Here is a 19,082-nt window from a genome sequence, read left to right on the forward strand (position 1 = left end):
GCGTTACAGCGTCGCGTTCAGGCCGGAGGCCGAGAGTTCCACCGGACGCCGGGCCTGCCCGTCGCGGGCATAGGTGCCGTCGCTCGACGCCTTTTCCAGCGCCGCCAGCAGGTTGCGGTTGATGGTCAGCACCGCCTTGCGCAGGGCGACGAGCCCGCTGGCATTGACGGACACCGCGCGTTCCAGCCGGTCGATCCGCTCCAGCGTCATCGCCCGCAGATCGTCGGGCAGGCGGATCCCCTCGTCGCGCGCCCGTGTCACGGCGCCCTCCAGCTGTTCGGCCATCGCCGCCTTGCGGTGGGCGAAGGCCTCCAGCCGGTCGAGCATGCCGACGGCGATGCAGGCCGATTCCTCCTCCAGCACCGCCGCCAGCGCCTCCACCGCGTCGAGGAAGTCGCGCACCAGCAGCGCGGTCGCGCCGTCATAGCCGGGATCGGGGGCGGCCGGCCCCTCGGCCTCGGCCTGCTCGGGCCGGTGGTCGGGAGCGAATTCGTGGATCAGGTCCTTGAGGGTGACGCTCATGCTCCCCGCTCCATGCGCGTGGCCGCCTGGGCGGCGTAAAGGCGGGCGATCTCGTCATGCACCATCCGGCCGATGCCCAGCGTGCCGGACTGGGCGATGGCCTTGCCATATTCCTGCAACATCATGCTGCGCCATGGCTTTTCCGCCGGCCCGCCGCCGCCGAACAGCGGGCTTTCGCGCATGCCCGCGAACATGCTTTCCATCAGCTGGCCGACCAGCATCGCCTCGAACTCCTTCGCCGCCTTGTCGGCGGCGGCCGGGCTTGGAATGGCGGTGCCGGGGATGGCGTTACCGGGAATGGCCGGCGCCGGGCTGGTGGCGGCCGTGGAACGGAGGGGTGTCGCGGCGATGTCCATCGTCGTCTCCCGCGGTCAGATGATTTCCAGATCGGCGTGCAGGGCGCCGGCGGCCTTGATCGCCTGGAGGATGGCGACCATGTCGCGCGGCCCCACCCCCAGCGCGTTCAGCCCGTTGACCAGCTGTTGCAGGCTGACATTGCCGCCGACGGTCACGAATTGCCGGCCGTTGCCCTCCTGCACCTGCACGTCGGTGCGCGGCACCACCACGGTGGAGCCGTTGCTGAAGGGTTGCGGCTGCGACACCTGCGGCGTCTCGACGACGCGGACGGTCAGGTTGCCCTGGGTGATGGCGACGCGGCTGACCCGCACGTCGTCGCCGATGACGATGGTGCCGCTGCGCTCGTCCACCACCACGCGGGCGATGGCGTCGGGGCGGACCGGCAGCTGTTCGATCTCGCCGATCAGGCGGGAAACGTTGCCGACATAGGAGCCGGTGATCCGCACATCGACGGTGGTCAGGTCGACCACCCGGGCATTGCCGGCGCCGAGACGACTATTCACCGCGTCGGCGATGCGGATCGCCGTGGTGAAGTCGGGGTTGCGCAGGGCCATGCGCACCGCGCCGACGTCGTTCAGCGCGAATTTCAGCTCGCGCTCCACCGTGGCGCCGTTGGCGATGCGGGCGGTGGTCGGAACCCCCTTGGTCACCGTCGCCGCGGCGCCGCCGGCGGTGTAGCCGCTGACCGACAGCGGCCCCTGGGCCACCGCATAGGCCTCGCCATCCGCGCCCAGCAGCGGCGTCACCACCAGCGTGCCGCCCAGCAGGCTGGTGGCGTCGCCCAGCGCCGAGACGGTGACGTCCACATTGGTGCCCTGGCGTGGAAAGGGCGGCAGGCTGGCCGTCACCATCACCGCCGCGGCATTGCGGGTGCGCAGCGTCTCGCCGCGGGTGTTGATGCCCAGCCGCTCCATCATCCCCTTCAGGCTCTGTTCGGTGAAGGGTGTGTTGATCAGCCGGTCGCCGGTACCGTTCAGCCCGACCACCAGGCCGTAGCCGACCAGCTGGTTGCGGCGGACCCCGTCGAAGGTGACCAGATCCTTGACCCGCGTCTGCGCCGCCGCCGGGGCGGGCGGGAGCGCCAATGCCGCGGCGAGCGCCAGCAGCAATCCGGCGACCCGCGCGGGAACGCGGCTGCGGGCGGGCCGGAGCCGGCGCGGAACGGGGGCCTGGATGCCGGGGCTCATGGTGATGCGGCCTAGAGGTAGTTGGTCAGGCGCAGCTTGGCGATGCGCGCGGTGGCGCTGGAGGTGGCGTCGATCTGCGCCTCCAGCTGGGTGATCCGCGTGCTTGCCTCGTAGGGATCGACGCCTTCCAGCGTGTCGATCTGGAGGCTGAGGATCGATTTCTGCGTCTTGTGCTGTTCGGCGAGCGTCGCCACCTGGGCGCGCTGGATGCCGAGCTGGGCCGTCGCCTCCCGCAGCTTGCCGAGGCCGCCGGACAGCTTGTCCACCGCCGTTTTGATGTAGTCGGGATAGGCGTCGACATCCATCTTCGAGCTGTCGACCGCCGCCAGCATGTAGATGCCTTCCAGCATCTGCCGCATCATCGGGTCGTTGGCCTGCACGCCATAGGCGATGGCGGCGGAGTCCGCCGGCTGGCCGCTGACCCGCGGCGATGCGGTGCCGCCGGGCTGGAGCGCCGTGGTGCCGGTGTAGAAGCCGCCTTCGAAGGTATCGGTCAGCGGGGCGGGCGCCGGCGTCGCCGGATCGCGCACGGCGAACAGATCGTCGAGCCGGGCGACGACCGCCGCGGTCTCCGCCGCCGTGGTCGGCATCGCCGGGCCGCCGGTGGCCGACTGGATGGCGTCGCGGACGATCTGCATCGGCGCGCGCAGGCCCGACTTGTCGCCATCGACGTTGCGCATCGGCGGCTGGTCCAGCGCGGTGCCGGCGAAGAGGTAGACGTTGCCGGCCGAGGCGTTCAGCAGCCCGACCACCTGATCCAGCACGCCGCGCGCCCGGATCTGAAGCGAGCTGCCGGTCGGCGACTGCTGCCCCAGCCCGGTGGAGGCGGCGGCCAGCAGATCGGTGCCGGAGGTGAGGATGCTGGTCATCGCGCTGTCCATCATCTTCATCCGGCCGTCGAGCAGGTCGGTGGTCTTCACATACTCGTCGGTGCGGTCGAACAGGTTGCGCAGTGCTATGTCGCGGCCGGTGCCGGCGCCGATGGTGGCGGCGACGTCGGCATGGATTCCGGTCGCCACCTCCTCGTTGGCGCGGGTGAGATCGAGCTGCTGCCGGGTCATGGTGCTTTGCAGCGTCCGGCTCATCCCCAACGTGGACAGGGCATTGTACAGCATCGGCTTACCCCTTGATCTGGAGCAGGACGTCGATCATGCGGCCGGCGACCTGCACCACCTGGGCGCTGGCGCCATAGCTCTGCTCGATCAGCAGCAGTTTCTGCATCTCGTCGTCGATGTTGACGCCGTCGCGGTTGATGCGGGCGCTTTCCAGCGTGTCGGCGCTGATCTTGCGCGCGTTCATCTCCGACTCCGCACCGGTGCGGTAGCCCTGCTGGGCCGACACCATGGCGGTGGCGTAGCTGCCGAGCGTCGCCGAAGCCGGCATGTCGGTGGCGGTGAAGCCGCGGGCGGCGGTGAAGACGGCCTGGAACTTTTCGATCTGCGTCTGGTCGCCCGGCTTCAGCGCGGCGGCCGCCTGCACGCCGCTCTGGATTCGCCAGCTTTCCGTCTTCACCACGCCGTTGACGGCGATGCGCGAGGCCAGCCCGGCGGTGGCGCCATAGGCCGCACCGGCATCGGTGAACAGGCCGGGCTTGGTCGGATCGGCCTCCGCCCCCTGGAAGCCCTGGACCAGACCGGCGGCCAACTCGTCCAGCTGGGCCAGCGCGCGGGGCATGTCCTGTTTGATGGTCTGGACATAGCCCATGATGCGGCCGCTCTGGATCTCGCTGTCGGGCTTGGCCGACAGGGCGACGCCGTTGGCCGTCACCTCGCCGCCGACCAGCGTCAGCGGCTGTTCGCCCGGCGCCAGCGGGTGGTCGAGCAGGGTCTGGCCGTTGCGGGTCATCACCACCATCTGGCCGTCCTCGCGGCTGTAGGTGCGGATGCCGATCTCCTGCGAGACCTGATCGAGCAGACGGTCGCGCTCGTCGCGCAGGTCGCCGGCATCGCCGCCGCGCGTCTCCAGCGTCGCGATCCGGCCATTCAGCTCGCTGACGCGCTGGAGCGAGCCGTTCACCGCATCGACGGAGGTCTGCAACCGGTCCTTCGCGTCGGCCAGCACCGTTTGCGCCGCCTGCGCGTTGCGGTTCAGCCCGTCCGCCAGGGCCGACGCCTGCGACACCACGGCGTTGCGGGCGGCATCGTCGTTGGGCATGTCATGCAGGCGGGAGAAGGCCTGCTGCAACTTCGACAGTTGGGTCGAGACCGATTTCTCGTCCTGCGGCTGCCCCAGCACCAGCGCATAGTCGGCCAGCGCCGACGCCCGCGCCTGCTGGCCGGTGTAGCGGCTGGTCTCGAAGCGGGCGTCGCGGATCAGCAGCTCGTCGACCTTGCGGGCGACCGCGTCCACCCGGACCCCGGCGCCGCGGCCGGCGGTGGTGACCGCGCTCAGATCCAGCTCGCGCCGCACATAGCCGGCGGTGGTGGCGTTGGCGAGGTTGTGGGACAGCATCGCCGCCTGCTGCTGCGTCGTGCGCAGGCCGGACAGCGCGGCGGTGAGGGCGAGTTGAACGCTCATGGCCGGGATTCCCGCTTAAGGCTCAGCGTTTCAGGCGCGTGGTTTCTTCGACCATCTCGTCGGTCGTGCGCACCAGGGTGGCGCTGGACGAGTAGGCGCGCTGGGTCTCGATCAGCGAGACCAGTTCGGTCGCGATGTCGACGTTCGACTGCTCCAGCGCGCTGCCGACCACCGAGCCGGCCTTGCCGCTGTTGCCGGCCGACAGGGTCAGGGTGCCGCTGTCGCGGCCGAGCGTGAAGGTGTTGCCGGTCTGGGCGACCAGACCGTCCGGGTTGGTGACGTTGGCCACCGGCACCTGATAGAGCGCCTGCCGCGCCCCGTTGTCGTAGAGGGCCCACAGCTTGCCGGTCCCGTCGACATTGACCGAGGTGACGCGCCCCGCCTTGGCCCCGTCGGCCGTGATCTGCGGCACGTAGTCGCCGCGCAACTGTGTGATGTCGCTGACGTTCAGGGTGAAGCTGTCAGGCGTGGGCGAGGTCGTGCTGGTCTGCGAGGTGATGGTGAAGGGCAGCGAGCCCAGCGGATTGCCGGATCCGTCCACCATCATGCCGGCATTGGGACCGACCGACGCGAAGGTGATGCTCTGCGGGCCGGTCGGCGTCACCGTGTAGTTGCCGGGTGGTGTGACCGTCAGTTCCCATTTGCCGTCGATCGGGGTTGGCGTGGCGGCCGAATCGGGGGGCACGATCATCTTCCAGTTCAACTGGATATCCTTCGCCTCGCCCAGACTGTCGTAGAAGGTCGTGGTGGTGGTGAAGTTGGTCCCGGCCGTCGCCTGGGCCGGCAGATTGCCGGTCAGTCCCATCTTCGTGGTGCGGCTGCCGCCATAGGCGAGATTGCCGACATTGATGGTCTTCAGGTCGTCGAAACGGGTGGTGTTCACGGCCCCGAGATTGCCGTTCGGATCCAGTTTCCAGCCTTGCAGATACTGGCCGGCGGTGTTGCGCAGAAATCCGCCGTCGTCGGGCAGGAAGCTTCCGGCGCGGGTCAGGGCATAGTCGGGCGTGCCGGTGGCCCGGTTTCCGACGACGAAGAAGCCATCGCCGCTGATCGCCATGTCGGTGGAGGACCCGGTGCCGAGCAGGGTGCCATCCTGCTGCATCTGATAATGCAGGTTGGATTGAACGCCGCTGGCGGAATAGCTGGTGCGATCGCCGGGCGCGGTGACCAGGGTCGAGAAATCCACGGTGGCCCGCTTGTAGCCGACCGTCTGGGAATTGCTGATGTTGTCGGAGATGGCGGCGAGGCGCGAGCTTTGCGCCGCCATGCCGCTGACACCGGACCGCATTGCGCTGTACAGGCTCATCCTTGGAATCCTCTGGTCAACCGTCGAACGGGCCGTCGCAGTGACGGCGAACGGAGGGGGAGTTGCGCGTTCCGGGTTTCTCCGCGGATGACTGGCGGGGTTAACGGTAGCGAAGGGGTTTTAAAGGGGCTTTAAAGGAAAAGGTGAGGGGTTTTGTTAAAATGTATTTGGATTTCATTTTGCTGAGGTGCTGACTCCGATTGCCCCATCCCTAACCTTCCCCCGCGTTCCGCGAGGGAGGGGACTGCCGCCACTCCTTCGCGACATTTCCCCCTACCGCCGCAGCAATGTGATGCTGATCCGCCGGTTGCTGGGGTCGAGCGGGCCGCCGGCGCCGAAATGGTCGAGGTCGGCGCGCCCCTCGACGCGGACGATGCGGGTGTTGGGGATGCCGCTGGCGATCAGTTCACGCCGCGCGGCGTTGGCGCGGTCGCTCGACAATTCCCAATTGCCGTATTTCGCGTCCGCCGCGTAGCCCAGCCCGTCGGTGTGGCCGGTGATGCCGATCGGGTTGGGCACCGCCGCCAGCGCCGACGCCACCATGCGCATCAGCCGGCGGCCCTGGTCGTTCATCTGGGCCGAGCCGACCTTGAACATCGAGAAGCGGGCCTGGTCGGTCAGCTGGACGCGCAAGCCCTCCGGCACCTGCTGGATCACCAGGCTGCCTTGCAGGGCGTTCAGGTCCGGCGATGCGGCGATGCGCTGGCGCAGGTCGCGCTCCAGCGACTCCAGCGCCACCTTCTCGCCCAGTTCGGAGGATTGGCGTTCGAGCAGGGCCTCCAGCTCCGCACGGGTGGCCTGGGGAGCGGAGGCCTGGGGAGCCATCTGGGGAGCCATCTGGGGAGCCGGGGGTTCCGTCGCGGGTGCGCCCGGCGCGCTCTCGCTGGCCGGGCGCAGCAGATCCACCGGCGGAACCGTGCCGCCCGGCGGGTGCGGCATCGGGTCCTTGCGGCCGGCGGGCTGGCGGTCGCTGTCGCCGACCGACGCCACCACCGGCGGCGAGGCCACCGGGCTCGCCTGATCGCCGGCGGCGTTCGGGGTGGTCAGCGATCCGCTCTTGTCGACCGACCGGCCGGCGAGCATGCCGTCGGCGCCGGAATTGCTCTGCGACACCGCGACCGGATTGAAGTAATCGGCGATCCCCTTGCGCTGTTCGGTGGTGGTGATGTTCATCAGCCACATCACCAGGAAGAAGGTCATCATCGCCGTCACGAAGTCGGCATAGGCCAGCTTCCAGGTGCCGTTGTGCTCCTCCTCGTCATGGCTGCCGAGATGCCGCTTGACGATGATCGGGGGGAGGGCGGTCTTGCGCGGCATGGCCGGTCACGCCGCCTGACGGCCGTCGCGGGCCTTCGCCTGCGACGACAGGGAGGTGGCCACCTCGACCTCGGCCAGGCTGGGCTGGATGTCGGTGTACAGCACCTTGCGGGCATATTCGGCGCAGACCTGCGGCGGGCTGCCGCGCAGATAGGCGCACAGCGCCGCCTTGATGCAGAAATACATGTTCAGCTCCGATTCGCGGCGCTGGCGGGCGGCGCTGGCGATCGGGCCGACCATGCCGTAGGACAGCAGCACGCCGAGGAAGGTGCCGGTCAGCGCCCCGCCGATCATCCGGCCCAGCACCTCCGGCGCCTCGCTGATGGCGCCCATGGCGTTGATGACGCCCAGCACGGCGGCGACGATCCCCAGCGCCGGCAGCGCGTCGGCAAGGTTCTGCAAGGCCTTCGGCACCTGATTCAGCTCGCGGCCCAGCGTTTCCAGCTCTTCCGCCATCAGTGATTCCAGATCATGCGGGTTGTCCTGCCCGAGAGCGATCAGGCGCAGGTAATCGCACAGGAAGCTGATGCAGCGGTCATAGCGCAGGACGTTGGGATATTGGGTGAACAGCGGGCTTTCGGCCGGCTTGTCGATGTCGGCCTCGATCTGCGACATGCCCTTGGACTTGGCGACGCGCAGCAGGCCATAGACCAGGGCGATCATGTCGAGATAGTCGTTCTTGGGCGTCGCCCGGCCGCGGGCGATGGCGGCCACCGCGCGCAGCGTGTCGCGCAGCACCGCAGGGCTGTTGGCGATGGCGAAGCCGCCGATGCCGGCGCCGATGATGATGACGATCTCCACCGGCTGCCACAGCACCGCCATCCGCCCGCCCATGGCGTAGAACCCGCCGAGCACGCTGGCGAACACCGCGATCAACCCGAACATCAAGCGCATGTTGTCTTCTCCGGATGTGCACAGGCCATCGTGACCGGGGGCACGCCTCGCCGACGCTACAGCCCGCCGTTTAAAGCGGCTTTACGGTTCAGGTCCCAAAAGTCAGGGGCTCTTCCGCCACGCCCGCGCCAGCCGGTCGAGCGCGCCGGCGGTGGCGAGGTCGCGCTCCACCGCCTCCGCGCGCAGCGGTCCGTCGGCGGGCGGTGGCGCCAGCGCATCGACCAGCCCGGCCCAGCGGGTGCCGGCCAGACGCGCCCGCTGGGCGTCGCCGAAGCCGCGCAGGCCCTCGCCGTCCCCGGCCAGATAGGCTGACACCCCTTGCAGCGCCAGATCGTCCGCGCTCGGTTCGGCTCCGGCGGCGGCCAACTCGGCGGCCAACCCGGCGAAGGCGGTGCGCGCCGCCTGCCACTCGCCGGCGGAGAACAGCGCCTGGGCGCGCAGACGCGCCGCCTCGGCTCCACCCACCCCCCGCAGCGCGTCGAGCGCCCGCATCGTGTCGCCGTCGCCCAGCAAAGCGTCGGCGCGCAACAGCGCCCGGCGCTCGGCCAGGGCCGGCTCCAGCTCCGCGCCGCCGCTGCGGGCCAGCACATCCAGCGCCTCGCCCTCGCGCCCGCCGTCGATCAGGGCGCGGGCGAGCCTGGCGCCCAGCTCCGCCCGGCGCGAGCCGCTCGCCCGCTCCGTCAGCGCATGCAGGATGCGGGTCGCCTCCAGCCCATAGCCGTCACGTTGCAGCAGGCCGGCGAGGCGCAGACGCAGCCCGCCGTCGGCTGTGTCGGCCAGCGCCACCAGACGGCCATGCCGCGCTTGCAACGCCAGCGCATAGAGCCCGCCCGGCGGCGCCCGCTCCAGCCGGTCGAGCACCGCCGCCAGCAGGCCGCGCCCGGCGGTCAGGGCATCGCGCCCGCGCGCCGTGGCGCCAAAGCGCCGCCCCAGCAGGCCGAAGATGTCCAGCGCCGCGTCGGTCCTGCCGCTGCGGGCATAGGCGCTTCCCAGCGCCGCCAGCGCGTCGGTCTCGATATCGTCGCCGCGCCAGGCGAAGCGCAGGGCCTCCAGCGCGGCGATGGCGTCCTCCTCGTCCAGCCGGCCCAGGCCGCGGCGCAGTTCGATGGCGCGCACCTCCGCCCGGCGCGCGAAGGGGCCGCGACGCAAGGCCGCCGCCGCGTCATAGCGCTCCAGTGCCGCCTCGGGCGCGGTGCCGGGCGGCGCCTTCAGTTCCGCCAGCCGGCCGCGGAAATAGTCGAGCCGGCCATCGGCCATGCCTTTGGAATCGACGGTGATCATCTCCAGCACGATCAGGTTCAGCGCGGCGCCGTCCCCGGCCGCATCCGCCGCGGCGGCAAGGGTGGTCAGCAGCCGGCTGCGCAGGTCGGCGGGATAGTCCAGCAGCCGGCGGAGCGCGATCGGCAGCCCCTCCTTCGCCGCCGCCCAGCGGGTCGGCGCCAAGGCGACGCTGCGCCAGACATGATGGTCGGGCATGGTTCCGGCCGGCAACTGGACGAACAGATTGTCGTCCGGCGACTCCTCGCGGTCGAGGGCGCGGAAGGCGTCGCCCAGGATGCGCAGGCCATAGCGCTGGTCGGGGGCCGGCGCCATGCTGGCCGCCGTCTCCAGCGCCGCGCGCCCCTCCTCATCCATGGCATGGGCCAGCAGGAAGCGGACGAGCGCCGTCTGCGCATCGACCCGCGCCCGCCCCTGCGCGGTGGTCAGGGCGGATTGCAGCGCCTCGCGGGTGCGGTTGAAGTCCTCGCCGGCCCAGCCGGCGAGATCCATCGCCCCGATCGGCGGCGGAGCCGGGGGCTTGGGCGGCTCGGCGGCCTGGGGGGGCGGCTTGGCCGCGCGGTCGGGCATGCGCTCCAGTTGGCGCAGCGTCTGCTGGATGCTGTCGCGCACTTCGCCTTCCAGGCTGGCGACGGCGGGGAGAGGGTCGGGGGGAGGGAGTGTGACGGCCGCGGCACTCGCCGTGCCGATGGGGTTCAGCGCCTCCGCGACATCGGCCAGACTGGCGCTTCGGGCCGGAAGCGGACTCTTCCGCGGTTCGGGATCGGCGGCGATGACGGCCTCCCCCGGCGCCCCCGGCTTGACGCCCGGAACCGGCGGACCGCCGACATCGACGATCAGGGTCTGGCGTTCCAGGACGCTCGTGATGCGCGCGCCGCAGGGGATCGTCGCGGTCAGGCTGCGCCCGCCATCGGCCGCCACGAAGTCGGACAGCCGGCGGGAGAAGCCGTCGCGCAGGCTGGCCAGCGGCCAGCGCTGCGGATCGGGGACGCTGATGCGCAGGACGCAGCCGTCGACGACCGCCGCCGGCTCCACCCCCTTCGGCACCGTCAGCGCCAGCCGCGAAAACTCGTCATGGTCGCCGAGCTGGGCGCGGATGGCGGCCTGCGCCGGGCCGGGCGCCGACAGCAGGGCGAGGACCAGCGTCGAACCAAGCGTCAATCCAGCATCCGGGCGCCGTTTCATCACAGTCGTCTCGCATTTTATCGAAATGATCGCCAAACCCGATCCAGCCCCGGCAAGTAGCGTTGGGAGCGGCCCAGGTTGAAACCCGGCTTTAAACTGCCTCGTCCAGATTAAGGCGGAGTTCAAAACCGGAGTGTTCGGCGATGGAGAACCAGCTTTACATCGGACTGTCGCGCCAGATGGCGCTGCGGCGGCAGCTGGACGTCGTCGCGAACAATGTCGCCAATATGAATACCGCCGGATTCCGCGGCGAACGCACCCTGTTCGAAGCGGCGATGGAGGCCGGCGGGCGCAAGCCGACGGACCGCATCGCCTTCACCATCGACCGCGCCACCTATACGGATCTGCGCCCCGGCGCCCTGACCGAGACCGGCAACCCCTATGACGTGGCGCTGGACGGCGACGGCTTCCTGGCGGTGCAGACGCCGGACGGCGTGCGCTACACCCGCGACGGCCGGTTGCGCCGCGACGCCGACGGCACGCTGGTCGGCCCCAACGGCTATCCGGTGCTGGACGACGGCCGGCGGCCCATCGTCATTCCCTCCGAGTCCAGCAAGATCAGCATCGGGTCCGACGGGCTGCTGTCGGCCGACGGCACGGTCGTTTCCCGCATCGCCGTCTTCCGCTTCGACACCCCGCAGGCGTTGAAGCAGACCGGCGACCTGCTGTTCGATCCCCCCGCCGGCCTGGAACCCCGCCCCGCCCCCGACACCCGTCTGGTCGAGGGCAAGACCGAGCGCTCCAACGTGCAGGGCATCGTCGAGATCGGCCGGATGATGGACCTGACCCGCGATTATCAGGCGGTGACCAGGATGGTGGATGATGGGCAGGACCTGCTGCGTTCCGCCATCAACCGCCTCGGCAAATCCTCTTAACCCTCCGGAAGGGAGAGCCCGTCCATGCGCGTGCTCAGCATCGCGTCCACCGGCATGATGGCCCAGCAGTTGAACGTCGAGGTCATCTCCAACAACATCGCCAACATCAACACCACCGCCTACAAGCGTTCGCGCGCCGAATTCCAGGACCTGATGTATCAGGCGGAAAAGCGGCAGGGCAGCCAGTCCACCGATTCGGGCACCATCGTGCCGACCGGCGTCGAGGTCGGGCTGGGCGTGCGGCCGACCTCGGTCAACCGCATCAACACCACCGGCAACCTGACCTCCACCGGCAACGAGCTGGATCTGGCGATCGAGGGGCGCGGCTATTTCAACGTGACCCAGCCCGGCGGCGAGACCGTCTACACCCGCGCCGGCAGTTTCAAGCTGTCGCCGGAGGGAACCATCGTCACCGCCGACGGTTTCACCGTCGCCCCCGGCATCACCGTGCCGCAGGGCACGCGCGAGGTGGTGATCAACCGGTCCGGCGAGGTGCTGGCCTATGTCGACGGCAAGACCCAGCCGGTCAACCAGGGCCAGCTGGCGATGACGGTGTTCGTCAACGAATCGGGGCTGGAGGCGCTGGGCGACAACCTGTTCCGCGCCACCCCGGCATCCGGCGAACCGCAGGAGGGGCTGGCGGGGCAGGCCGGCTTCGGGACCATCCGCCAGAAATATCTGGAATCCTCCAATGTCAACGTCGTGCAGGAGATCACCGAGCTGATCTCCGCCCAGCGCGCCTACGAGATGAACGCCAAGGTGATCGAGGCCGGCGACCAGATGGCCTCCACCATGACCAACATGCGGTGATCATCGTGTCGACTTTCCTCCGCCGCCCGCTGGCCGTGGCGTTGCTCGGCGCCGCGCTGGCGCTTCCCATGCCCGCCATCGCCGGCCCCGCCATCGCCGGCCCCGCCATCGCCGGCCCCGTCGAGACGCGGCTGGCGGAGGAGCTGCTGGCCTCGCTCGGCCCGGCGGTGCCGCCCGATGCCCAGGTCGCGCTGACGCTCGGCCGCCCCTTCGACGGGCCGGTCGATGCCGTGCGCGACGTCAGTCTCGACCCCCGCACCGGTCTCTTCCAGGCCCGCATCCTCAGCAACGGCCACAGCGTCGATCTCAGCGGCCGGGCCGAGGTGGAGGTGACGATGCCGGTGCCGGTCCGCCGCATCCGGCCGGGCGAGGTGATCGAGGCGGCTGACCTGACCACCATCCGCCTGCCGCTGGAGCGCGCCGGGGCCGGCTTCATCACCTCCGCCGAGGCGCTGGTCGGCCAGTCGCCGCGCCGGCAGATCAGCGCCGGGCGGATGGTCCAGGTGGGATCGGTCGGCGCTCCCATCGTCGTGCAGCGCAACCGGCCGGTGACGCTCGTCTACGAGGACGGCGCGCTGATGCTGGCCGCCCGCGGGCGCGCCCTGCAGGAGGGCGGCGTCGGCGACACCGTGCGGGTGATGAACATCGCCAGCAGTACCATCGTCACCGGCACCGTCACCGGCGCCGAAACCGTGTCGGTCAACGGCCCGCGTCTTCCACAGGGCACACGGCCCTGAGCCATTCGATGAAGGGAGCTTCCGCCATGCGCAGCGCGCTCGTCCCCCTCCTGCTGCTTCCGCTTGCGACGGGCGGCTGCGCGCGGCTGGCCGACATCGGCAGCGCCCCCACCCTGTCGGAGATCAACAATCCGGCCCTCCAGCCGGAGGCGCGGGTGATCTCCCTGCCGATGCCGCAGCCGTCGATGGCGGAACAGATCCCGAGTTCGCTGTGGCGCACCGGGTCGCGTGATTTCTTCCGCGATCCCCGCGCCAAGTCGGTCGGCGACCTGCTGACCGTCGTCATCGACATCTCCGACCAGGCGCAGATGCGCAACAGCACCCAGCGCGGCCGCAGCAACAGCGAGAAGGAGGGGCTGCCCAACTTCCTCGGCCTGGAAAGCCGCCTGCCGGCGGTTCTGCCCGACGCGGTCGATCCGTCCAATCTGGTCAATCTCGACAGCACCAGCAACTCGACCGGCAACGGCACCATCCAGCGCAACGAGCGCATCGCCATGCGCGTCGCCGCCGTGGTGACCCAGGTGCTGCCCAACGGCAATTTCGTCATCGCCGGCCGGCAGGAGGTGCGGGTGAATTTCGAGCTGCGCGAAATGCGCATCGCCGGCGTCATCCGCCCCGAGGACATCAGCAACGCCAACACCATCGAGTATGACAAGATCGCCGAGGCGCGCATCACCTATGGCGGCCGCGGCCAGATCACCGACGTGCAGCAGCCGCGCTACGGCCAGCAGGTGCTGGACGTGATCCTGCCTTTCTGATGCTCCGGCCCGATCGGGAATCCGCGCCATGAAAGCCGTTCCGCTGTTCGTCCTGGCCGCCGCGCTCGCCTTCGCCGGCGGCTACGGCCTCGGCCGTTTCGAGGCGCCGCAGGAGGCATCCGCCGCCGCGTCGTCCGACTCCACCGGGGCGGCGTCGGGCGGCCCCTATTATGTGGAGGCGGGCCAACTGGTCGTGCCGATGCTGGAGCGCGGGCGGACCATCGCCTTCATCCTGACCCAGATCACGCTGGAGGCCTCCAACGCCGACGACGCGCTGTTGGTGCGCCGCCGTCTGCCGCATGCGCGCAGCGCCATGCTGGAGGCGCTGTTCGACCTGGCCGGCCACGGCCGCTTCAGCGGCCCGGCGGTCGATCCGCAGGGGGTCGCCACCGCGCTTCTGACCGGCGCCAACGGCTCCTTCACCGGCCGGGACGGCGCCCGGCCGGTTCGCGCGGTTCTGATCGACCGCCTGCTGCGCCAGGACAACACGCGCCAGGACAACACGCGTCTGTGAGGGAAACCCCCTCTCCGCCGTATGGAGAGGGGGTTTCCATTCACGACGCTGACAGCACCGCGCCCGAATCCACCGTGGCGCCGTTCTTCAGCACGAATTTGCTGGCGCCATCGACGCTGCGCACCTCGGCCACCGTATCGGTGACGACGGTGGCGGTCTTCAGCGCCTTGCCGTCCTTGTCCTTCGCCGTCACCCGCAGCGTATAGACGCCGTCGGGCGCCGCGCCGCCGCTGGCGGTCCTGCCGCTCCAATCGAAGACCTGCCGTCCGGTCTTCAGGGAACCCGGCGTGCTGTAGACGACGCCGCCGGCGGCGTTCAGCACCTCCAGCTTCACACTGGCCGGCGCGCCGTCGACGGTGTAGGCGGCCTCCGCCTTGCCGCCGGCCAGCGACATCTGGTCCGACGCCACCTCCACCTTGCGGCCGAGCAGGGCCATGTCCATGCGCATGCCGCTGCTCTTCAGCGTGTCGAGCACCTTGCCCAGCGTGTCGTTGGAGCGCATCGACTGCTCGACCGTCGACAGCTGCGCCAGCTGGGTCATGAACTGGGTGGCGTCCATCGGCGCCAGCGGGTCCTGGTTGCGCAGCTGGGCGGTCAGCAGCTTCAGGAAGGATTCGTAATCGACGGTGGCCTTCTTCGGCTCGTCGGTGGCGGCCGCCGTGTTGGTCTTGGCGGCGGTCATCAGGCCGGTGCCCGGCGTGGTGGTGCCGGGCGTGGTGCTGCTGGGCGTGCTGGTCATGGCGGGGGGCTTTCCTGTTCAGACGGTGACGTCGACCAGCCCGTCGATCGGGCGCATCGGTCGGTCCGCGATGGGTTCGGGGGTGGTTTCGGCCTGCACGCGCCAGCCCCGGGCGCCGCCGCCCCGGTCGGGAGCGGCGAAGCCGCCCGGCTGGCCGTCGCTCTGCATCGAGAAATGAAGGCTGGACCCGTCGAGCGACAGGCCGGCATCGCCGAGCGCCTGTTCAAGCCGCGTCAGGTCGCGGCGCAACAGGGCCAGCGTGTCGGCCTGTTCGGCCTGGACGGTCAGGGAGACCTTGCCGTCGCTGACATCGGCGACGACGCGGATCCGGCCAAGCTCCGCCGGGGCGAGGTCGATGTGGAAGGCGCCGCCGCCGGACTCCAGCACGCGGACCAGCGGCGCCGCCAGCTGCGCCATCGCCGGGCTGTGCGCGGTGGCGGTCCGGCCGGAGGCCGCGGCGGCGGCATATTGCGTGGCCGCCTGGGCGGGCAGGGTCGGCACCGCTTCGAACCCGGTGGCGGGCGCGTCGCCGCCGCCCGTGGCGGGGGATGCGGTGACGGGCGGGGCAGGGTCCCGGCCGGCGGGCACCGGCGTCGGGTCGGTGGCGGGCGGGCCTGCTTTCGGTATCGCGCCTGCGGTCGGTTCGGCCTTGCCGGCATCGCCGGTCTGGCGCGCCGCACCCCGCGCGCCGCGCAGTGCGGTGCGGGGATCGGTGCCGTCACCATCCTGCTGCCGGGCTTCGCGCCTGTCGGGGACGACTTCGGCGGTCGCGTCCGATGGCGCGGGTGCCGCTGGAGATGCCGCCAGCGATGGCGGAACGGTTGGCGGAACGGATGGCGGGGGTGCTTGTCCGGGCTGCCCGGCTGTCGTGGCAATGATTGGCTGGCCGGCATCGCCCTGCGGTGTGGGGTCGGTCGGCGCCGCATGTGACGCGCCCGTCCGTTCGGACCCCGCATGGGGGGCTTCCGGGCCGGACGCCGGCTGGGGAACGATGGCCGAAGCCGGGGGGGAGGCGGTGCCTGGGGTGGCTGTCGGGATGGCTGGGCTGCTGGGTGTCGCAGGGAACGCGGGAATGGCAGGGGTGGCAGGGGTGGCAGGGGTGGCGGCTTGCCCGGCGTTGCCGCCCGCCGGTTGTCCGGCCTCCGGCGCGGCGGGTCCCGCGATCGCCGGGGCTGCGGCGTTTCCCGCCTGGACCGCCGCCGGATCGGCGGTGGGTGTCTTCACGCCCTCCATGCCGCCTCCGGCCTGTGCCGTCGGTACGGCTGTCTGTAAAACCGCCTGGACGATGGCCCCCTGCGCTGCGGCGGGGGAGTCGGTCTTCGGCTCCTTGCGCTTGCGCAACTGGTCGGGGCGTGCCGGACCGCCGGGCTCCGCCGCCGCCTCGTCGACCAGGCTGGCGAAACCGCCGTCACGCCCGTCATCCTCGGACGGTCCACCGCCTCGGGGTTGGGCGGAGGCCGGACGGGGTGGCGGCGCGCCGCCTATGGCGGCGGCATCGGGCATGCTGGTCATGGCGCTCAATTGGTCAGGGTGGGGCGCGGCATGGCGGTGACGGGAACCGCAGCCCCGATCACGGCGGTGGCGGGCTTGCGGTCGCCGGGCAGGGCGCGGCGTTGCAGGATCAGCCGCGTCACCTCGCGCGCCTTGGCGTCGGCCATCTCGGCCAGGATCGGCGCGGCGCGCCGTTCGGAAATGCGGTCCAGCACATCGACGACGATGTCGGTTTCCATGTCGGTCAGGATGCGGGCGGCGTCGCGCGGCTTCATCGCCTCGTAGATCGCCACCATCCGTTTCAGATCCTCCTGCGCCAGGTTGGAGCGCTGGGTCATCAGCGCCTCGACCTCGCGTTTCACCCCGTTCAGCCGCTGGATCTGGGTGCCGACCCGCGCCTCGGTGGCGGCGAGCACCGCCTCGGTTTCGCGCAGGCGGTTCTGCCGGCCGGCGCTGTCGGCCTTCTGCTCGTCGATGGCGGCGCGCAGCAGCGGATCGGCGCAGCTCGGCGGCGCCAGCGCCACCGACGGCGGAGCCTCCGCGACCGGCATGGACACCGCCAGCGGAACCGGCAGTTGAACCGGCGCCGGGATGGTGGCCGGAACTGGGGCCGCCTCCGCCTGCTTGCCGTCGGCGGCCTTCGGATCGGCGGTCTTCAGATCGGTGGCCCAGGGGCGTTCATGGGCGCCGAATTCGCGGTCGAACTGCTGGGCGATGACCGGGAAGCCGTCCACCAGGGCGCCGAGCTTCAGCGGCAGCACCATCAGCACGGCGACCAGGGTGATGGGCAGGATGCGCGGGATCATGCCGACGCCTCCGACCCGACGGTGCGCAGCCGGGCATAGAAGGCGCTGGCCGCCGCCTTCGCCGGGCTGGCGGCGGGAGCCGCCGCTTCGGCGGGCTGGCCGCTCACCGCGCGCAGCGCCGTTTCGATCGCCTGGAACTCACCCTTGTCCAGCTCCGCCGCCTTCAGCGCCGACAGCAGCGGCGAGGCCGGTCCCGCCTCCACGCCACCCGCACCCGGCTTTTCCCCGTTCCCGGCCTCCTCGGCCCCTTCCGGCCGTTGCCGGTTGCGGGTGGCGCGCGCCGCGCTCCCCATGGCGCCCTCATCCAGGCGGCGCAGCAGGGCGCGGGCATGCTGCACCGACTCCTCCATGCGCGCGGTGGCGCGCTCGCAGGATCCCAGGATCACCGCCATGTCCTCCTTCATGCCCTTGGCGCGGTCGAGATCGTCGGACAGCCGGGCGGCGATCTCCGTCGCCGAGGCCACCATGCGCTTCATCGAGGCGTCGGTGTCGTCGATCGACTTGGAGAAGGTCGACACCAGGGCGTTGATCTCGGACTGGCCGGTGCGCAGCAGCTTCAGCCGCTTGTTGACGATGACCAGATAGGCGGTCGCCGTGACCAGCATCACCGCCAGGGCCGCGTCAATGAGAAAGGAGACCATCGATCAGCTCCTGCTTGGTGTCGAGATCGGTGTCGATCTTCACCGCGATGTTGTCGTTGCGCTGCCCCATATGGCCGGCGAACAGCGGGATCGTCTTGCTGAAGACCATGACGGTGGAGTCCGGGCTGATGCGCAGCTTCAGCGACTGGCCCTTCTGCCAGGCCAGAACCTCGCCCAGCGGCACCTTGGTCTCCGCCAGCACGGCGACCAGCTCCAGCTTGGAGCGCATCAGTTCGTTCTTCAGGTGGCTTTCCCACACCGTGTCATGGCCGAACTTCTCGCCCATGAACATCTGCACCAGCTTGCCGCGGATCGGCTCCAGCGTGGCGTAGGGGATGACGATGTCGATGTGGCCGGTCCGCCGCTCCACCTCCACGGCGATGCGCACGCGGATGATGGCGTTTGTGGCGCGCGTGATGGTGGCGAACTGCGGGTTCACCTCCAGCCGGTCGAAGACGAAATCGACCTGGGCCAGCGGATCGAAGGACTGCCCCAGATCCTGAAGCACCACCTTCATCATCCGCTCGGTCATCTTGCGTTCGATGGAGGTGTAGGCCCGCCCGTCGATCCGCCCCGGCCTGGACCGCCGGCCGCCCAGCAGCACGTCCATCATGCAATAGATCAGCGCGCTGTCGATGGTCACCAGCATCTGGTTGTCCCACGGCTCGGCGCGGGCGACGCCGATCAGGGCCGGCAGTTCGATGGCGTCCTGGAAGTCGGTGTAGCGCAGCCATTCGATCTTAGACAGCGACGCCTCCACATTGGTCGAGGCGAACTGGCGCAGCGAGGTGTTCAGCATCCGCACCATGCGGTCGAACACCACGTCCAGCATCGGCAGCCGGTCCTTGTTGACCGTGGTCGAGCTGACCAGCCGCTGGATGGCGCTCAGCGCCGGGCCGCCGCCGTCGGGTGCCGCGAAATTCAGCAGCCGGTCGATCTCCTCCTGGCTCAGCGTCTTCGTCTCGCCGGTCGGGCCGACCGGCGCCTCCCGCACCGCCTGGGCCTCCGCCGCGCCCGGCGGAGCGGCCTGCTGCGTCGCCGCCAGTTCCCACGCGGCGTCGGACCAGTCGGCGGCATCGTCCGGAGCGGCCGTGGAGGGGGGCATGGATGTGGAATGCTGGGCGGGTGTGTCGGTCATCCGGTGCCTC

The 19,082-nt window shown here is 70.4% G+C and carries 19 protein-coding genes; 5 read left to right on the forward strand and 14 right to left on the reverse strand.

What is annotated here, in order from left to right; genetic code table 11:
* Positions 1-3: 3 nt before the first annotated feature.
* The 9 genes from AZL_RS30465 to AZL_RS30505 form a co-directional block, all read right to left on the reverse strand.
* On the reverse strand, positions 4-522 hold the full coding sequence (locus tag AZL_RS30465; RefSeq protein ID WP_012978214.1) for a hypothetical protein: 519 nt from the start codon (positions 520-522) through the stop codon (positions 4-6).
* Complete coding sequence (locus AZL_RS30470) at positions 519-878, reverse strand: rod-binding protein (RefSeq protein WP_012978215.1); 360 nt, start codon at positions 876-878, stop codon at positions 519-521. The genes AZL_RS30465 and AZL_RS30470 overlap by 4 nt, the downstream gene beginning before the upstream one ends.
* 15 nt (positions 879-893) lie before the next feature.
* Positions 894-2,066 carry a flagellar basal body P-ring protein FlgI gene (locus tag AZL_RS30475; RefSeq protein ID WP_012978216.1) on the reverse strand — a complete coding sequence of 391 codons (1,173 nt, stop codon included), beginning with the start codon at positions 2,064-2,066 and terminating at the stop codon, positions 894-896.
* Positions 2,067-2,077: 11 nt separating this feature from the next.
* On the reverse strand, positions 2,078-3,181 hold the full coding sequence (locus tag AZL_RS30480) for a flagellin (RefSeq protein ID WP_012978217.1): 1,104 nt from the start codon (positions 3,179-3,181) through the stop codon (positions 2,078-2,080).
* A gap of 4 nt (positions 3,182-3,185) precedes the next feature.
* Positions 3,186-4,583 (reverse strand): flagellar hook-associated protein FlgK, encoded by a 1,398-nt coding sequence (gene flgK / locus AZL_RS30485; RefSeq protein WP_012978218.1) that lies wholly within the window; start codon positions 4,581-4,583, stop codon positions 3,186-3,188.
* A gap of 22 nt (positions 4,584-4,605) precedes the next feature.
* Positions 4,606-5,889, reverse strand: a complete 1,284-nt coding sequence (locus AZL_RS30490; protein WP_012978219.1) for a flagellar hook protein FlgE — start codon at positions 5,887-5,889, stop codon at positions 4,606-4,608.
* A 273-nt stretch (positions 5,890-6,162) separates the two neighbouring features.
* The gene (locus AZL_RS30495) at positions 6,163-7,206 is read right to left on the reverse strand and encodes a flagellar motor protein MotB (RefSeq protein ID WP_012978220.1); all 1,044 of its coding nucleotides are present in this window, start codon (positions 7,204-7,206) and stop codon (positions 6,163-6,165) included.
* Positions 7,207-7,212: 6 nt separating this feature from the next.
* A complete protein-coding gene (motA, locus tag AZL_RS30500; protein WP_012978221.1) occupies positions 7,213-8,100 on the reverse strand; it encodes a flagellar motor stator protein MotA in 888 nt (295 codons plus the stop codon).
* A gap of 102 nt (positions 8,101-8,202) precedes the next feature.
* Complete coding sequence (locus tag AZL_RS30505; RefSeq protein ID WP_247894568.1) at positions 8,203-10,539, reverse strand: hypothetical protein; 2,337 nt, start codon at positions 10,537-10,539, stop codon at positions 8,203-8,205.
* Between the two features lie 167 nt (positions 10,540-10,706).
* On the opposite strand from AZL_RS30505, the gene flgF reads away from it, so the two are divergent.
* From flgF to AZL_RS30530, 5 genes are read left to right on the forward strand one after another with little or no spacing between them, the layout of a single operon-like run.
* Positions 10,707-11,438 carry a flagellar basal-body rod protein FlgF gene (flgF, locus tag AZL_RS30510; RefSeq protein WP_012978223.1) on the forward strand — a complete coding sequence of 244 codons (732 nt, stop codon included), beginning with the start codon at positions 10,707-10,709 and terminating at the stop codon, positions 11,436-11,438.
* 24 nt (positions 11,439-11,462) lie between these two features.
* Positions 11,463-12,248: a flagellar basal-body rod protein FlgG gene (gene flgG / locus AZL_RS30515; RefSeq protein WP_012978224.1), complete on the forward strand. Its 786-nt coding sequence runs from the start codon at positions 11,463-11,465 to the stop codon at positions 12,246-12,248.
* A gap of 5 nt (positions 12,249-12,253) precedes the next feature.
* Entirely contained in the window at positions 12,254-12,985 is a 732-nt protein-coding gene (gene flgA / locus AZL_RS30520; protein ID WP_247894569.1) for a flagellar basal body P-ring formation chaperone FlgA, read from the forward strand.
* A 26-nt stretch (positions 12,986-13,011) separates the two neighbouring features.
* Positions 13,012-13,743, forward strand: coding sequence for a flagellar basal body L-ring protein FlgH (gene flgH / locus AZL_RS30525; RefSeq protein WP_148219769.1), 732 nt, complete (start codon positions 13,012-13,014; stop codon positions 13,741-13,743).
* A 28-nt stretch (positions 13,744-13,771) separates the two neighbouring features.
* Entirely contained in the window at positions 13,772-14,257 is a 486-nt protein-coding gene (locus AZL_RS30530; RefSeq protein WP_012978227.1) for a hypothetical protein, read from the forward strand.
* A gap of 40 nt (positions 14,258-14,297) precedes the next feature.
* On the opposite strand, the gene AZL_RS30535 is transcribed toward AZL_RS30530, so the two are convergent.
* From AZL_RS30535 to fliM, 5 genes are read right to left on the reverse strand one after another with little or no spacing between them, the layout of a single operon-like run.
* Positions 14,298-14,996: a flagellar hook assembly protein FlgD gene (locus AZL_RS30535; RefSeq protein WP_012978228.1), complete on the reverse strand. Its 699-nt coding sequence runs from the start codon at positions 14,994-14,996 to the stop codon at positions 14,298-14,300.
* Between the two features lie 18 nt (positions 14,997-15,014).
* Positions 15,015-16,508 carry a flagellar hook-length control protein FliK gene (locus AZL_RS35055; protein ID WP_012978229.1) on the reverse strand — a complete coding sequence of 498 codons (1,494 nt, stop codon included), beginning with the start codon at positions 16,506-16,508 and terminating at the stop codon, positions 15,015-15,017.
* A gap of 5 nt (positions 16,509-16,513) precedes the next feature.
* Positions 16,514-17,293, reverse strand: coding sequence for a magnesium transporter MgtE N-terminal domain-containing protein (locus tag AZL_RS30545; protein WP_012978230.1), 780 nt, complete (start codon positions 17,291-17,293; stop codon positions 16,514-16,516).
* Positions 17,290-17,934, reverse strand: coding sequence for a DUF6468 domain-containing protein (locus AZL_RS30550; protein ID WP_012978231.1), 645 nt, complete (start codon positions 17,932-17,934; stop codon positions 17,290-17,292). Before AZL_RS30550 ends, AZL_RS30545 begins: the two co-directional genes overlap by 4 nt.
* A complete protein-coding gene (gene fliM / locus AZL_RS30555) occupies positions 17,915-19,072 on the reverse strand; it encodes a flagellar motor switch protein FliM (protein ID WP_148219770.1) in 1,158 nt (385 codons plus the stop codon). The genes AZL_RS30550 and fliM overlap by 20 nt, the downstream gene beginning before the upstream one ends.
* Positions 19,073-19,082 lie beyond the last annotated feature (10 nt).

The sequence above is a fragment of the Azospirillum sp. B510 genome (assembly GCF_000010725.1).
GTDB lineage: Bacteria > Pseudomonadota > Alphaproteobacteria > Azospirillales > Azospirillaceae > Azospirillum > Azospirillum lipoferum_B.

Bases quoted from the DNA above. Each gene is read 5' to 3' on its own strand.
- AZL_RS30465 (WP_012978214.1), bottom strand. From the start codon at position 522: ATGAGCGTCACCCTCAAGGACCTGATCCACGAATTCGCTCCCGACCAC.
- AZL_RS30470 (WP_012978215.1), bottom strand. From the start codon at position 878: ATGGACATCGCCGCGACACCCCTCCGTTCCACGGCCGCCACCAGCCCG.
- AZL_RS30475 (WP_012978216.1), bottom strand. From the start codon at position 2,066: ATGAGCCCCGGCATCCAGGCCCCCGTTCCGCGCCGGCTCCGGCCCGCC.
- AZL_RS30480 (WP_012978217.1), bottom strand. From the start codon at position 3,181: ATGCTGTACAATGCCCTGTCCACGTTGGGGATGAGCCGGACGCTGCAA.
- flgK (WP_012978218.1), bottom strand. From the start codon at position 4,583: ATGAGCGTTCAACTCGCCCTCACCGCCGCGCTGTCCGGCCTGCGCACG.
- AZL_RS30490 (WP_012978219.1), bottom strand. From the start codon at position 5,889: ATGAGCCTGTACAGCGCAATGCGGTCCGGTGTCAGCGGCATGGCGGCG.
- AZL_RS30495 (WP_012978220.1), bottom strand. From the start codon at position 7,206: ATGCCGCGCAAGACCGCCCTCCCCCCGATCATCGTCAAGCGGCATCTC.
- motA (WP_012978221.1), bottom strand. From the start codon at position 8,100: ATGCGCTTGATGTTCGGGTTGATCGCGGTGTTCGCCAGCGTGCTCGGC.
- flgF (WP_012978223.1), top strand. From the start codon at position 10,707: ATGGAGAACCAGCTTTACATCGGACTGTCGCGCCAGATGGCGCTGCGG.
- flgG (WP_012978224.1), top strand. From the start codon at position 11,463: ATGCGCGTGCTCAGCATCGCGTCCACCGGCATGATGGCCCAGCAGTTG.
- flgH (WP_148219769.1), top strand. From the start codon at position 13,012: ATGCGCAGCGCGCTCGTCCCCCTCCTGCTGCTTCCGCTTGCGACGGGC.
- AZL_RS30530 (WP_012978227.1), top strand. From the start codon at position 13,772: ATGAAAGCCGTTCCGCTGTTCGTCCTGGCCGCCGCGCTCGCCTTCGCC.
- AZL_RS30535 (WP_012978228.1), bottom strand. From the start codon at position 14,996: ATGACCAGCACGCCCAGCAGCACCACGCCCGGCACCACCACGCCGGGC.
- AZL_RS35055 (WP_012978229.1), bottom strand. From the start codon at position 16,508: ATGACCAGCATGCCCGATGCCGCCGCCATAGGCGGCGCGCCGCCACCC.
- AZL_RS30545 (WP_012978230.1), bottom strand. From the start codon at position 17,293: ATGATCCCGCGCATCCTGCCCATCACCCTGGTCGCCGTGCTGATGGTG.
- AZL_RS30550 (WP_012978231.1), bottom strand. From the start codon at position 17,934: ATGGTCTCCTTTCTCATTGACGCGGCCCTGGCGGTGATGCTGGTCACG.
- fliM (WP_148219770.1), bottom strand. From the start codon at position 19,072: ATGACCGACACACCCGCCCAGCATTCCACATCCATGCCCCCCTCCACG.